Annotated in this window: 10 protein-coding genes; 6 read left to right on the top strand and 4 right to left on the bottom strand. The window is 59.6% G+C overall.

All coding sequences use genetic code 11. The features are described from left to right. Positions 1–14: 14 nt before the first annotated feature. From Cte04_RS01740 to Cte04_RS01725, 4 genes are all read left to right on the top strand, one after another. Positions 15–377 (top strand): prefoldin domain-containing protein, encoded by a 363-nt coding sequence (locus Cte04_RS01740; protein ID WP_157081784.1) that lies wholly within the window; start codon positions 15–17, stop codon positions 375–377. A 99-nt stretch (positions 378–476) separates the two neighbouring features. Continuing rightward, entirely contained in the window at positions 477–6389 is a 5913-nt protein-coding gene (locus Cte04_RS01735) for an autotransporter outer membrane beta-barrel domain-containing protein (RefSeq protein ID WP_083526440.1), read from the top strand. Between the two features lie 754 nt (positions 6390–7143). Beyond that, positions 7144–7299 carry a hypothetical protein gene (locus Cte04_RS01730; protein WP_157081783.1) on the top strand — a complete coding sequence of 52 codons (156 nt, stop codon included), beginning with the start codon at positions 7144–7146 and terminating at the stop codon, positions 7297–7299. Positions 7300–7920: 621 nt separating this feature from the next. Further along, the gene (locus tag Cte04_RS01725; RefSeq protein ID WP_066470717.1) at positions 7921–8211 is read left to right on the top strand and encodes a hypothetical protein; all 291 of its coding nucleotides are present in this window, start codon (positions 7921–7923) and stop codon (positions 8209–8211) included. A 401-nt stretch (positions 8212–8612) separates the two neighbouring features. Here Cte04_RS01725 and Cte04_RS01720 read toward each other — a convergent pair whose 3' ends face one another. Then, entirely contained in the window at positions 8613–10004 is a 1392-nt protein-coding gene (locus Cte04_RS01720) for an aminotransferase-like domain-containing protein (RefSeq protein ID WP_066470716.1), read from the bottom strand. A gap of 169 nt (positions 10005–10173) precedes the next feature. Between Cte04_RS01720 and Cte04_RS01715 the strand changes: the two genes are divergently transcribed. After that, a complete protein-coding gene (locus Cte04_RS01715) occupies positions 10174–10407 on the top strand; it encodes a hypothetical protein (RefSeq protein ID WP_066470715.1) in 234 nt (77 codons plus the stop codon). Positions 10408–10669: 262 nt separating this feature from the next. On the opposite strand, the gene Cte04_RS01710 is transcribed toward Cte04_RS01715, so the two are convergent. Continuing rightward, entirely contained in the window at positions 10670–11053 is a 384-nt protein-coding gene (locus Cte04_RS01710) for a MerR family transcriptional regulator (protein ID WP_066470714.1), read from the bottom strand. 73 nt (positions 11054–11126) lie between these two features. Between Cte04_RS01710 and Cte04_RS01705 the strand changes: the two genes are divergently transcribed. Continuing rightward, the gene (locus Cte04_RS01705) at positions 11127–12206 is read left to right on the top strand and encodes an SDR family oxidoreductase (RefSeq protein ID WP_066470711.1); all 1080 of its coding nucleotides are present in this window, start codon (positions 11127–11129) and stop codon (positions 12204–12206) included. 29 nt (positions 12207–12235) lie between these two features. Here Cte04_RS01705 and Cte04_RS01700 read toward each other — a convergent pair whose 3' ends face one another. After that, on the bottom strand, positions 12236–12652 hold the full coding sequence (locus Cte04_RS01700) for a hypothetical protein (protein WP_157081782.1): 417 nt from the start codon (positions 12650–12652) through the stop codon (positions 12236–12238). A 486-nt stretch (positions 12653–13138) separates the two neighbouring features. Further along, entirely contained in the window at positions 13139–13384 is a 246-nt protein-coding gene (locus Cte04_RS01695) for a hypothetical protein (RefSeq protein ID WP_066470707.1), read from the bottom strand. Positions 13385–13618 lie beyond the last annotated feature (234 nt).

Genomic DNA, 13618 nt, shown 5'->3' with positions numbered 1-13618 from the left:
ACCGGTGGACTGGCATGGCGACCCGACAAGCTGTCCAAGACCTTCATCGCTCCCATCAAGGATTCCGCGAGGCGCTATCAAATTTCCAGCACACACAGCAAGCTAATTCGAAGTCGCAGTCTGATTTGGGGAAGTTGCTGCTTGACCTTCGCAGTACTACTGCAGGGCTGCGCGGCGACTTCTCCAGCCTGTCTGACCGCATCGAGCGTGCGAACCGATCCTCTCTCGCTGAGTACGCTTCAACCTGCACAGCCGTATTCGAAGCAATGGCAGCAGGAGGTGGCCGATTGGCAGAAGCTGGTGGAGAGCTCGCGCTCAAAGCTGAAGGGCACGCAGCTGATGCAAGACTGATGCAGGAATCTGCATATAAGAACTGACGTCGTTACAAGTAGGTCACATTGCCGAAATACCTGATTTCAGTGATAGGAACATGATTATTGGTCTGTTACAGTTGGATTCATTTTTACGGAATTTCAATGATTTTGAAACAATTATTGAAAAAACGTAGTCATACCAAATCACTGAAAGAGCCGTCAATGAATCGCATCTACCACAGCATTTGGAACACGACCTTGGGCGCATGGGTGGCTGCACCAGAAACCGCGCGCCTGGGGGGCAGGGCTATCGCCAGCTCCGAGCAAGGCAAAGGCGCGTCGCCCGCAGGCAAATCGCTACTACTGCGCTGGAATGGGATTGCCGGGGCGATTGGGGTGGCTTGGGGACTGCTGGCAGCGACACCAGCCCATGCGTTATGCACAACTGTCGGCTCCGTCATTAGCTGTACCGGCCTGACCGTCGGCCTGGCCAGCTCTACCAGTAACCTGACGGTCAACGTGCAGAACGTCGCGCAGATCTATCCGGGGGTGGTTGATCTGGTCAATTCGGTATCCCTCACCGGTACCGGCATCACGGTGAACAACGCTGGGCGTATCGACCCGTCGCTGCTCCCGGGCTTGGTATCCCTGGCATCCGGTTTGAACATTTCCAATGCCGCCGGCAGTACGGTAATGGTCAATAACCTCTCCACCGGCCAGATCATGGGGACCTCAACCTTGCTTGGGGCCAACCTGCTCAGCCTGGGTGGTGTCGGCTTGGTTGTGCAGAACGGCGCGGGTGGCACCACGACGGTCAACAACAACGGGCTCATTAGTGGCACGCCGCTGCTGAGTGCGGCGATCCTGGCCGAGGACATCCCGGTGATCGCGCTGCGTGGGGGCGCCAGGAACGTGCTGACCAATAACGCGAGCGGGATCATCATCGGGCGTGTGGCGATGCAGGCCTCCACCCAGGGCAACATCTTCAACAACGTCGGCACAGTCAACGGCAGTATCAGCCTGGGGACGGGCACTGCAGGCGTTTCCGGCGCCAACACCTTCAACGCGGTTACCGGATCGTTGGTCAGCGCCGGGGCGGGTGTGGGGGTCGACCTTGGCGTTCTTGGTGGTCTCGGCATCACCTATGCGCCTGCCGGTATCGTCAACGGTGGCCTGATCAACAACGGCAACACCCTGAACCTGATGAATGCCATCGGTGGCGGCTCGGGCATCAACGGTTCCGGCACCCTCAACGGTACTCAATACGTCAACTTCAACAACTTGGTGGTCAGCAGCGGTACCTGGACGCTGACCAACCAGTTGTTCAAGACCGGCACCAACAGCCCGAGCGTCAACATGAACGGCGGCTTGTTGCGGGTTGACTCCAATGCATTGCTCGGCGCCTCCACGCTCACGTCCAACGGTGGCTCGCTGGGCAACGCCAGTGGCACCAACTCGACGGTCAGCAGCAACATCACTCTGGCGGGCAACCTGACGGCGACCAGTGACCTGGGTCTGACCCTCAACGGTGTGCTGAGCGGTGGCGGCACCCTGATCAAGACGGGGACCGGCACCCTGACCCTCAACGGGGTCAACACCCTGACCAGTGGCACCACCCTGACCGCCGGTACCCTGGCCCTGGGCAACGCCTCGGCCCTTGGCGCCAGCACCAACCTGCTGAGTGTGACTGGCGCTAGTACCCTCACCACCACCTCGGCGATGACCTTGGCCAATGCCATCGACGTCAACGGCGCCAACCTGACCGTCAACAGTGCCTCCGCCCTGAACCTGAGTGGTGCAATAAACGGCACCGGCTCGCTGATCAAGACGGGTAGTGCCGACTTGACCCTGAGCGGCGCCAACAACTTTGGCGGCGGCCTCAATATCAACGCCGGCAAGCTGATTCTGGCCAATGCCGGTGCCACCGGCGCGGGCACCATCACCGCGGGTGTTGCCGGTACCGGTGCGCTGGACACCTCCACCGCCCAGACCCTGACCAATCTGGTCCGGCTTAACGGCAACCTGACCTTGAGCGGCAACAACGACTTGACCCTGGCGGGAAAAATCTCCGGCACTGGCGGTCTGATCAAGAGCGGCATCAACACCCTGACCCTCAGCGGCGCCAACGACTTCACCGGCAACTCGATCCTCGGCGGCGGCACCCTGTTGCTGACCAACAATACAGCACTGGGCACCGGCCAGTTGACCTTGACCTCCAACTCCAGCCTGCTGGCCGATGGCCTCAGCGTCGGCAACGCCATCAACGTGGGCACCCGTACCCTGACGCTGAGCAATACCGCGGCCAGCACCCTCAGCGGTACGCTCGGTGGTACCGGCGCGATCATCAAGAACGGTGCCGGCGACCTGACTCTGAGTGGTGCGAACCCCTTTGCCGGAGTCCTGTCACTGGCCACCGGCAAGCTGATCGTCGGCAGCAATGCCGCGCTGGGCAACGGCAGCTTGCAGGCTGGCGCCAACACGACGCTGGACGCTGACGCTGCGCGCAGCGTCAGCACCAATGTGGTCCTGCTCGGCAACCTGAATATCGGCGGCAGCAACGACCTGGCCCTCAACGGCCAAATTACCGGCATCAGTGGCAGCCTGACCAAGAATGGCTCGGCCACCCTGACCCTGGGCGGCAACAACCTGTTCCAGAACGGTGTACTGCTCAATGCCGGCACTCTGGTCCTGGGCAGCAACCTTGCGATGGGCACCGGGACGCTTTCCACGGCTGCCAACACGACCCTGGATGCCAACACCACCGTCAGCGTGAACAATGCGGTCAATCTTGGCGGCAACATGGCAGTGGGCGGAACCTCCAACCTCAGCTTGAATGGAGCTGTTAATGGCACTGGTATTTTGAACAAAAATGGCAATGCTGACTTTGTTCTGGCAGGCTCCAGCGACATCGGCGATATCAATATCAATGCCGGGATGCTTGGATTCACGGGGCAGTCTCACCGCGTACGTGGTGATCTGACTGTCGCTACAGGCGCTAGTCTGGCGGCAGGCGCCAATCAGTCAGTGGTTGTCGATGGTTCGGTGACTCTGGGTAGAGATTCAACTTTGACGCTGCAATCCCTCTCTGCAAGTCCATCCCTGAATGCTTCGCAGATGTCGATCGGAGCTGGCGTTGGGTTGAACCTCAGCGGCATCAATAGTCCGTCGCAGCTTGAACGTGTACTAATTCAGAGCGACAACGCTATCGAAGGAGACTTTTCCAACGTCATGGTGGGAGGTTTTGCTGGCCCAGTTGATTACATGACGCTCACCACTCGTAAATCCACCGACAGCAAGCAATACCTTGCCTCCTACGATTTGAGCTGGACTGCCAATAACAACCTGGCCCGTGGTAGCTTTACCTTGGCAAGTGCAAACGAAACGTTTGATGTCGGGGTGTCGTTGAGCGATCAAGCGGCAAACTCCGGATGGGATGGCAAATCCCTGACCAAGAATGGCGACGGCACATTGATTTTGTCCGCTGCCAACAGCTATACCGGGACAACCACAATCAACGGTGGGACTCTGTTGGTCGGAAAGGGCGCTACTAGCGGCAACCTTGGTTCTGGCGCTGTCATCAACCAGGGAACCCTGGCGTTTGACCGTAGCGACACGGTAACGGTTGCCAACGATATCAGCGGGGCAGGAGCTTTGCGACAGTCTGGCACAGGGAAAACCGTGCTGACAGGCAATAACAGCTACCAAGGCGCCACCATGATTACAGCGGGCACGCTGCAGGTGGGCAATGGTGGTACCAGCGGCAATCTGGGTACCGGCGCCGTGACCAACAATGGCTCGCTGGTCTTCAACCGCAGCGATGCGGTGACTGTTTCCAATGACATCAGCGGCACTGGTAGCCTCACTCATGCTGGCACGGGCATCACCACACTATCCGGCAACAACAGCTATACCGGCGGCACTTTTGTGCAGGAGGGTACGCTCAAGATTGGCGGCCTCTCTGCTCTGGTGCAGGGCTCGTTCTATCAGGTGAACTCCGGTGCCACGCTGGACCTCAATGGCCATGCGCTGCAGACCGGCGGCATCTCGGGTACTGGCAATGTGGCGCTGGGCTCGCAAAGCCTGACGGTGAACACCGTTGGGGGGGCCGTCTCCGAGTTTGACGGTAAGATGGACGGTACGGGTGAGCTGATCAAGCAAGGCGACGGCACGCTGTCGTTGAACACTGCCAACAGCTTCAGCGGCGGTGTCAGACACAAGGGCGGCAACATCAACCTCGGCAACGAGAAGGGCCTGGGCAGCGGCACGCTGGCCATGGACGATGGCACCAAGATTACCTTGACCGTCAACGGCATGACCATTGCCAACAACCTGCATATGACGGGCGACAACGATCCCATCGTTGACACCGGTGCCAACAACGGAACTTGGACCGGTGCCATTACCGGTGCGGGCTTCCTGACCAAGCAAGGCACTGGCACGCTGACGCTGACCAGTGCTGGTAACACCTACACCGGCGCCACTGATGTGGCACAGGGCACCTTGCAGGCAGGTGCTGCCAACACTTTCAGCAGCAACTCGGCCCATGCCGTGAGCAGCGGCGCTGTGTTGGATCTGGCGGGCTACAACCAGACTCTGGCCAGCCTGAACAACAGCGGCACCGTCAAGCTCAGCAGCAACAGCGGCGCAGCACCGGGCACGGTGCTCAAGGTCACCGGCGCTTATGTAGGCAACAACGGCAATCTGGGCCTGTCCACCGTGCTGGGTGCGGACGGCAGTGCCACCGACAAGCTGTTGCTGTCCGGCGCCTCGGCCGTGGCCAGCGGCAACACCACCGTGCACATTACCAATGCTGGCGGTCTGGGCGGCCAGACGACGGGCACTGGTATCGAGGTTATCGGCACCGAAAATGGAGCCAGCCTGCAGCCGGGCAGCTTTGCCTTGGCCGGCGGTCATGTGGATGCCGGTGCCTATGAGTACCGCCTGACGCAGACCGCCCAGGGTGCGGCCCTGCATTCGACCACTACGGCTCCCACAACGCCGACAACACCCACGACACCCACGACACCCACGACACCCACGACACCCACGACACCCACGACACCCACGACACCCACGACACCCACGACACCCACGACACCGACCACGGCCTACCGTGCCGAAGTGCCGCTGCTGTCGGCCCTGCCGGCACAGCTGCGCCAAGCCGACATGGCCATGCTGGGCGATGTGCGCAAGCGCATGGGCGATGAAGGCACGCAAGCCACGACCAGCTCCGACACAGGCGCCAGCCGCCGAGTTTGGGGCCGTATTCTGCGCACCAACCCCAAGATCACCCAGCAAGGCACAGTCAGCCCCGAGAGCAGCGGACACTTGACCGGCTTCCAGGCTGGTCTGGATTTGTATGCCGACCAGAGCGTCAAGGCCGGCATCTATGTGGGCCAGCTCGAAGGCGACATGAGCGTCAAGGGCTTTGCCAGCGGCGTGGATCGCAAATACGTCGGCTTCAACAACCTGCGCACCCGCTACCTGGGCGTGTACGGCACTTGGCAAGATCAGTCTGGCCTGTATGCCGATGCCATGCTGCAAGGCGCCGACTACCGCAGCGACCTGCGCACCGTCGGCGACACAGCACAGGCCCGCACCAAGGGCAGCGGCTGGCTGGCTTCCCTGGAAATGGGCAAGGCATTCGAGCTGAGCAGCCACTGGAATATCGAGCCCCAGGCGCAGATCATCTACCGCAAGCTGAGCATCGACGACACAGCGCTGAGCCTGGCCACGGTCAAGAACAAGGCTGACGATGACTGGACCGTGCGCCTGGGGGCTCGCCTCAAGGGCAACTTTGCGACCGGAGTCGGCGTGCTGCAGCCCTATGGCCGCATCAACGTCTACAAGGCGAGCAACACCACCGACATCGCCAGCTTTGCGGCGCCCGGTGGCACCACCGATATCAAGGCCAAGGGTGGCTATACCGCCACCGAGATGGCTGCCGGTGCCAGCCTGCAGATCAACCCGCGCACCAGCGTCTATGGTGAGTTGGGCAAGCTGTGGGCCAACGGTGGCGACAGCCGGGTCAATAGTGGGGTGCAGGCCTCTATTGGAGTGAAGGTGCAGTGGTAATACTGGTCGCCTGAATCTGCATACATAAAGAATCCGTAGCCATAAAGCTGCGGGTTTTAAGTTTTCCTCATGTTCGAGGATGAGACGTCCGAGGCTTAGCCGTCTGAAATGCCAAGGACGGGGCAGAGGAGGGTGGCAGCGAGTATAAAAGTGTTCCGCAATCGAGTATGACGCCGAGCAAAATCAATGGGTTATGCTCATGTTTTTCGAAGAATTTGCGGAACTAAATTTGCCTTAGTACGTTGATTTCATTGAAAAACCCACCGGCCTTTTAATCCGTTGGTCGCGAGTTCGAATCTCGCAGGACCCACCAAGGAATACTGAAAAGGATCAAGCCCTTGTGCAAAAGCGCAAGGGCTTTTTTCTTGTCTGCTGTTCCGTGACTCAGCCCGCCGGTTGCATCTTCCTGCGGGCGTCTTGATGCATGTGCCTGGATGTCATTGCCTGGAGTGAGTAGCCCGGTCGGCACGAACAAGTTCGGGCCCGAGGCTGTGTACATATGGGCGAAGTTTCCGGTTCGGTGGGAAGTGGCACAGAAGTTTTCCTGTCTTGCCTTGCGGTGATGGTTGTGTTCGGCGCATGAGGCCTGTTCCTTCTCTCTGGTAAAGGTCTGAGAGGGTGGCTTCGGAAATTTCGGGCTTCAGCGTAGCGCTCTGTTGCTTGAATGGGGTAGTCGAAGGACAAATCAAACAACAAATTACACGACGCTTGGCTGGCAGGAATAGCCTGAAAGACTTCACTTCAAGGAGTTTCCATGAAAGCGCTACTTTTGATTGCAGCAATGGCCGGGATGCTGACAGGATGTGCCATGCCGACGCGTGACTCCATGCGTGCGTCGGATCAAGCGACCATGCAACGCTGGTCCGGCGGAGACGGGCCGTACATGATGAGCGACGGTTCGCCAATGTAAGCGGGCAGGACAGTTGCGAGTGGCGGCTCGCTTGAGAGTCGCCTTTGCAAGGTAATGCTCCGATTGGGGCTGGCGGGTGACAGATCTTGCGCGTTGAGCGAAACGGGAATCTGTCTGTCGTGGCCTATTTTCCAGGGATCTGGCAGCGCAGAAGCGCTTGATTGCCCGGCATGGCTTCCAATTCTGCGATGCTTGCCCGGGCTGCCCCAAGCTCCCTGTGTTGCCATTCCAGCTGATGGGAGAGGTCTGCTAGCCGTCCTTGCCTGTACGGCAGTGATCATGCCGCCGTTGCGTATCCCTTGATAGGCATGCGGGTGCCCAATGAAATCCTGGCCTCGGGAAACTGACAGTTGAATCCCCCCAGGCGAAATGCTTCAGCTGCCCGGTGGCTTGGAGAGAACTTCTCGCTTTGCTTGCAGGCCTTGCGGGATGGCTCAATCGTGTTGCGGTGTGGCTTGCCGGGGTGGCTGGTCGCTGACGTCTGGCGTGTCTGGTTTCTGAACGGGATAGGGCTTCCCGGCAATATCCCCATCCTCATCGCCTGGGTAGGCCGGCCGCTGGGGCGCTGGCTACCACTCTCGAAAGACGGATTCCGCTCTGGTGGTTTGCCTGGCACCGAGCATGGTGGTTTTTGAGAGATGGCTGGGGTTGACATATCAATCCTTGAAGAGCCGGCCCCGATTCGGCAAGGCCGGCCCGGATCACGCATTAATGCTGATTCTGTTTCTGGGTGTTCTGTCCAGCCTGCTGGCGGTTCGCGTTCTGCTGCTGTTGCTGGTCAGTGCGCTTTTGCGGCTGCTGCCGATGCCCCGGTTGATTCTGGTGGGGATTCTGCTGGTGTTGCTGATTGGGTTGCTGGCTGGTGTGGTTCTGATGGGTTTGCTGATTCATCGCTTAGCTCCTTTCAGTTGAGAAGGTAGACCGCTGTGACCTGCCTTGCGTTCTAGGGTGCGCATCATGCGTGGAGGCGCCTGTAGGCCTTTTTAGACATCGGCATCGCATTGCGTAAGTGATTGCTAATGCTCCTCCCCTTGGGATCTCAAGGGGTTTGCGGACACATTCGCACACGTGGGAGACGAAATTTCTCCTCTGGAATGCTTTCACTGCCTCGAGTGCAGAGCCGAGTTTGAGGGCGCTGCTGTGTTCGCCACGGCGTGCCGATGAGAGAAGACATGTTCTGCAGATCTTCGCAGCCTGTTTGGGGGCAGGTATTTACCGGCCCAGGTGGTGGGTGGCGATGCCGGTTCCCCTTCCGGTCTGCGTACGCTGACCCTGCACTGCAAGAGCAGGAGGCGCCTCGGGCAGCTAGGCCGCTAAACCACGGCAGCGCTGAAAGACTCGGGCCGTCGGGCAAGCAGATGAGACAGCCGTTGAAGGCCTGCCTGCAGGCGTTCACGGTCCTTGACGCTGCCCAAAGATATCCGGATGGCATTCACGGATACGCCATTGATTGCACCGGTGGCGAATGCCTCCGCCGGGGTGATGGCTATGCCTTCTCGGTCGGCCGCGCGTGCCAGCTGTGAGGGAGTCCAGTACGACGGCAACTCGAGCCATGCGTGCAGGCCGTCTCCGGCGCCGCTGTATCGACCCGCCAGAATATCTCTGGCCATCCGGTGGCGCAGACGCGCTTCCCTGCGCACGCCTTCCATCAGTTCGTCAGCCGTTCCGTCGAGGATCCACTGCGTGGCCAGGGCGGCCGTCATTGGCGCGGCCATCAGCGCGAACGATCTCAGGGCGTCCAGGAAGCGTTCGCGTTCGTGCGAATCACGTATGAGCACGAATGCGACGCGCAAGCCGGGCGTCAGGCATTTCGACAGGGTCGAGATGTAGCACACCTGTTCCGGGGCCAACGTGGCAACAGGGGGTGGTGGTGCCTCGGCAAGAAGCCAGTAGGGATCGTCCTCGACGATGCGCATTTGGCAGCGCTTGGCGACGCTGGCGAGTTCCTTGCGCCGGTGTGCTGCCATGGTGACGGCGGTAGGGTTGTGCAACGTCGGATTGAGGTAGACCAGCCCAGGCTTGTGCCGGCGGCACGCCTGCTCAAGCATCCCGGGGACCATGCCGTGCTTGTCCGCTTCCACTGCAACGATGCGCCGGCCGAATTGCGTTGCTGCGGCGCGCAAGCCGGGGTAGCTTGCGGGCTCTGCCAGAAGTACATCGCCAGGTTTCGTCAGCGCAAGAATCAATGCGGCGATCGCTGCTTGTGCACCTGGACAGACGACAATCTGCCGAGAATCCAGAGGTCCGAACATCGGCTCAAGCCATCGGGCTCCAGCCTTGCGGTCTGAGTCGCTTCCGCCACCCAGGTGGTAAGTCATCAGCAGTTCAGCTTCCGTGCTCATCAACACCCGAGACAGACCCTGCTTCAGCATGTCGTCGAAGTCCACGCCAGCCGGTGGTGGTGGTGTGTTCATGCTCAGATCGAGGATGGCGGTCAAGTCGACCTTGGGCGCCGCGACGTAAGTGCCTCGGGCGCCTCGTCCCTCCAGCAAGTGGCGGCGCCTGGCTTCGTCGTACGCGCGCGTGACCGTTGTCAGGTCGAGCTCCAACTGTGCCGCCAACCGGCGCTGCGGAGGCAGACGGTCACCAGGTTTCAGCAATCCGTTCGCCACTGCCACCTGCAATGCGTCCGCAATCTGCAAGAAGCGAGGTCCGCCATGCCTGGCCAATTGCGGCAACCAGAGGGGCAAACTTTCATCTTGCATGGCTTTCAAACCCAGTGTTGCTCTCAATGTATGGAAATTGCTTTTACGTAGTATGTCCCGGATGTGCCGCAACGCCATGCTTGTATGGCTCCCGTTGAGGTCTTGGCTTCTCTCATCCGGGGGGCTCCTCACGGCAGGCTGCGGCAAGTCATAGGCTGGAAATTTTCAAATGATCGATTGGATCCCTGTAGTCTTCATTACCTTCAAGGTCCTCATATTCGGGACCTGCATGTTCTTCGCCATCAAGTGGCATTACGACCAAGGCAAGATGGGTACGGACAGGCGCGCACTGCTACGCACGGGCGCCAAGATCGCTGTCGTCTTCATCCTGTTGCTTTTGGGCGTGCTGCTTTTCACTTTTGGCCTCGCCAGGATGCTCGGTATGGACTTGAGCCTTCCATGACGCCCAAGCGGGAGCGGCCAATCTGGTGCAATGCGATGAAACCTGCATTCGTCGGACAACCATCACTTGTGATCGCATCGAAGAAAGCAATCTGGGGCGCCTCGCTGTCCCAGGCCTGCTTTGCAGAGGTTGCGAGCAGCACTGGAAGTGCAGGCACGCCTGCTCATAACGGCCGGCGTCTGCTAAAAGGTTATGGAGAATGCAAAAAGGGTGCCTGAAACGGGGAAGCGGCTGAAACTTCCAGTTTCTGGATGCGCACAGTTCAGCGGGACGAGTTGTGCAGTTGCTCCAGCTGGCTGGCGGCACTGGCTTCGAGGCTGGCACGCTCTTTATCCAGATACCGATAAATGCTTTTGAGATCGGCGATTTTCTGTCTGATTTCTGCCATCTTCTTTTCGATGAGTCTGGCGCCGGCAGCGCAGTCGATCGTCTTGTTTCTCTGCGCTTCCAGAATCTCGCCGATTTCCCCAAGGGAAAAACCCATGCTTTGCGCGCGCTGGATGAATTGCAGCTGCTGCAGCGTTTGCACTGTGTAAACGCGGTAGTTGTTAGGCTGCCGCAGCGGTGAGATCAGGCCGATTTGCTCGTAGTAACGCAGCGTATGGCGGCTGATGCCGCTGCGAGCCTCGAGTTCGCTGATTTTCATGAAAATATCGCTTGACTATGGAGTTAGATCGACACTTTACACTTGATTTCTCACCTTACCAAGGAACAGTGAAATGAGCGTGGAGTGTTTTGTCACCGGGGGAACCGGCTTCATCGGCCAACATTTGTTGGCGTACCTGAGTGCAAAAGGTCACCCCATTCGGGTGTTGATGCGTCGTCCGGAGCGGCTGGCTGCACTGCGGGAGCAAGTCGACAAATTGGGAGGGGTGGCAACCCGGGTATTTGCCGTTGCTGGCGATCTGGAACACGACAACCTCGGGCTAAGCCTTGCCGACCGGGAGGTGCTCAGGCAGTCCCGCATCGTATTCCACCTGGGCGCCCATTTCGCGTGGGGGCTTTCCTTGGAGCATTCTCGTGCGGTGAATGTAGAAGGGGCTCAGCGCGTGGCGTTGCTGGCAGTCGAGCAAAAAAGCCGGTTGGTGATGACCGGCGGCTACATGCTGAAAAACCATGAACATCTGCAACGCATCGGAATTGATCCTCGTCACCCGGAGCTGACGAATTGGCGGGCTGTCTACCGGCGTGTCGGTGCCTACGAAGGGAGCAAGCTGGAAGCGCATTTTGCGACTCTGCAGCTCATGTCCGCCAAGGGCGGGGAGATGACCGTTGTCCACCCCGCGACGGTTTGTGGTCACAGCCGCACGGGGCATATCCTTGACGGCCAGCCGTTGGTGGAACTGATACGCAACCTTGTGCAGGGAAAGCTGACTGCAGTGCCGGGCACTCCCGATCACTGGCTGCCGCTGGTCACCGTGGATTATCTGGTCGAGCTGATGGCCGCTTGTGCTTTTGATCCTGCCATGGCGGGCCAGGAACTGCTGGCGCTCGATCACCAAAGTCCCAGCTTGCGAGAACTCATGGTGCAGGTGACACGACCTATTGGCTTGAAGTCTCCCAAGCATCACATCCCGCTTCGATTGCTGAAGGTGCTCCTGAGCATTCCCCCCGTCGCGCGGTTTTTGAATTCAAGTACCGAAGCCCTGGACTTTATCCAGACTACCCGTTTTGATACAACGGCGGCCGAGCAATTTGCCAACCGGCATGGGCTGGCCAAACCGGATATGCGCCAGTCCTTGCAGCACACTGCCGTGTTCGTCCATTCACATTGCATGACCAGGGGCAACATCCGCTGACTTCTCCCCAGCGCAGCACCACGCGATGTTCAAGGCGTGGCCTGCCGTTGCCCGGTGGCCTGTGCCAGCTGGAAACCCAATGCAGCCGCTCCGTACGCTGCAGCAAGCCAGGTATGGCAGGTCCATATCAAGGTGAGCACGATCAACGCATCGCCAAGCCCGCTCGTCAGCCGATAGGCAGCAGGCAAGGGCGAGGAGCGCAAACGGCCCATCGATGAGCCAACTACCTTTCGGACAGACCGGGCCTGCCTGGCCTGTCCCAGCGCTGCAACCCCGGCATTGGCGGTGACGATCATCGTCAACAGCAAGCCCAGGCGAAAAGCCGCCGAGGTCGGGTTCAGATGCTCATACCAGAGCAGGGCCAGTAGCAGGGCATCGGTGCCCAGCATCCATAGCCAGCGCGATGCGGGCACGCAAGCCGCAGTGGGTGCATGATGGGACTTCACTCAGGATCCAGGTTCAGGTGACGCCACTGCGGGCTGGTCGAATTGTCGGCCAGGCTTGGGCCTGACCGCATGTACTCGATGACGTGGCTGTCTTTGATGGAAAGGAAACTGTGGCAAATAGCAGCATCAACGTGGTCGGCGCAACTTTCAAAGAATGTCGTTCCGCAGCAGTATGCGCCTCATCTGGTGATGGCGCAGTCGCGGGCTTCAACGCACGGTGATGCGGTGTGTACCGTCATCGGCATCGTTGAAAAGACGGGGTGGGTGTCCAGCGCCCGTACCGGCATATCTTGCCAGCTGTCAAGATCGACTTACCGAAACGCTGGTGCGATAGTGCAGCCGGCCAGAACTGCAGTTGCCACATCCGCCGCCGCAAGCCGAAAAGCTCCTGTCTTCCCGCTGCATCCATGGTGTGGAATTTAGCAAAGTGCCCGGAGGAGCAGACGCAGCACAAATTCCGGCAGGCTCTTTGATTGCGTGCTTGGCCTATGTTTGCCGCGGCCTGATCACGCCCGTCAGCATGTCGCTCAGCACCTCCGAATCCGTCTGGCCCATGATGACGTATATGGCGATGTCCTTGCCAGCGCTGGCCGGTACGACGGCGGTATGGCGCTGGTAGACCACTTCCTCGCCCGTTTGCTGGTCAAAGGCGCGATAGGCGCTCAGATTTTCCACCTCAAGGAGCTTGCCGCCGAGCGGCCCGCCCACGAAAGTCGCATGGATCCTGCCCATCGGGCCTCCCTCTGCAGAGCATGTTGTGAAGCCGACCTACGTTCGCAGGGCGGCCGCCACACTCTATCGCGCAGCCCATGGCTGCCCCGGCGTTGCTTGAGGCGTTGCATGATGCAGATCAAGGAAGAGGAATATTTTGCGGCTTGATGTCCATTGGCCTGCTCGGGAGCAACCTTCAAGGGCCGCCCGATGGTGTAGAAGCCCATCGCTTCGGTGTATCAGCTTCCTGCATCT

Origin of the sequence: Comamonas terrae, from assembly GCF_001544075.1 — a bacterium.
GTDB classification, from domain to species: Bacteria; Pseudomonadota; Gammaproteobacteria; order Burkholderiales; family Burkholderiaceae_C; genus Comamonas; species Comamonas terrae.
Note: the sequence above shows the minus strand (reverse complement) of the source record. Positions and strands in the feature narration are given on the sequence as shown.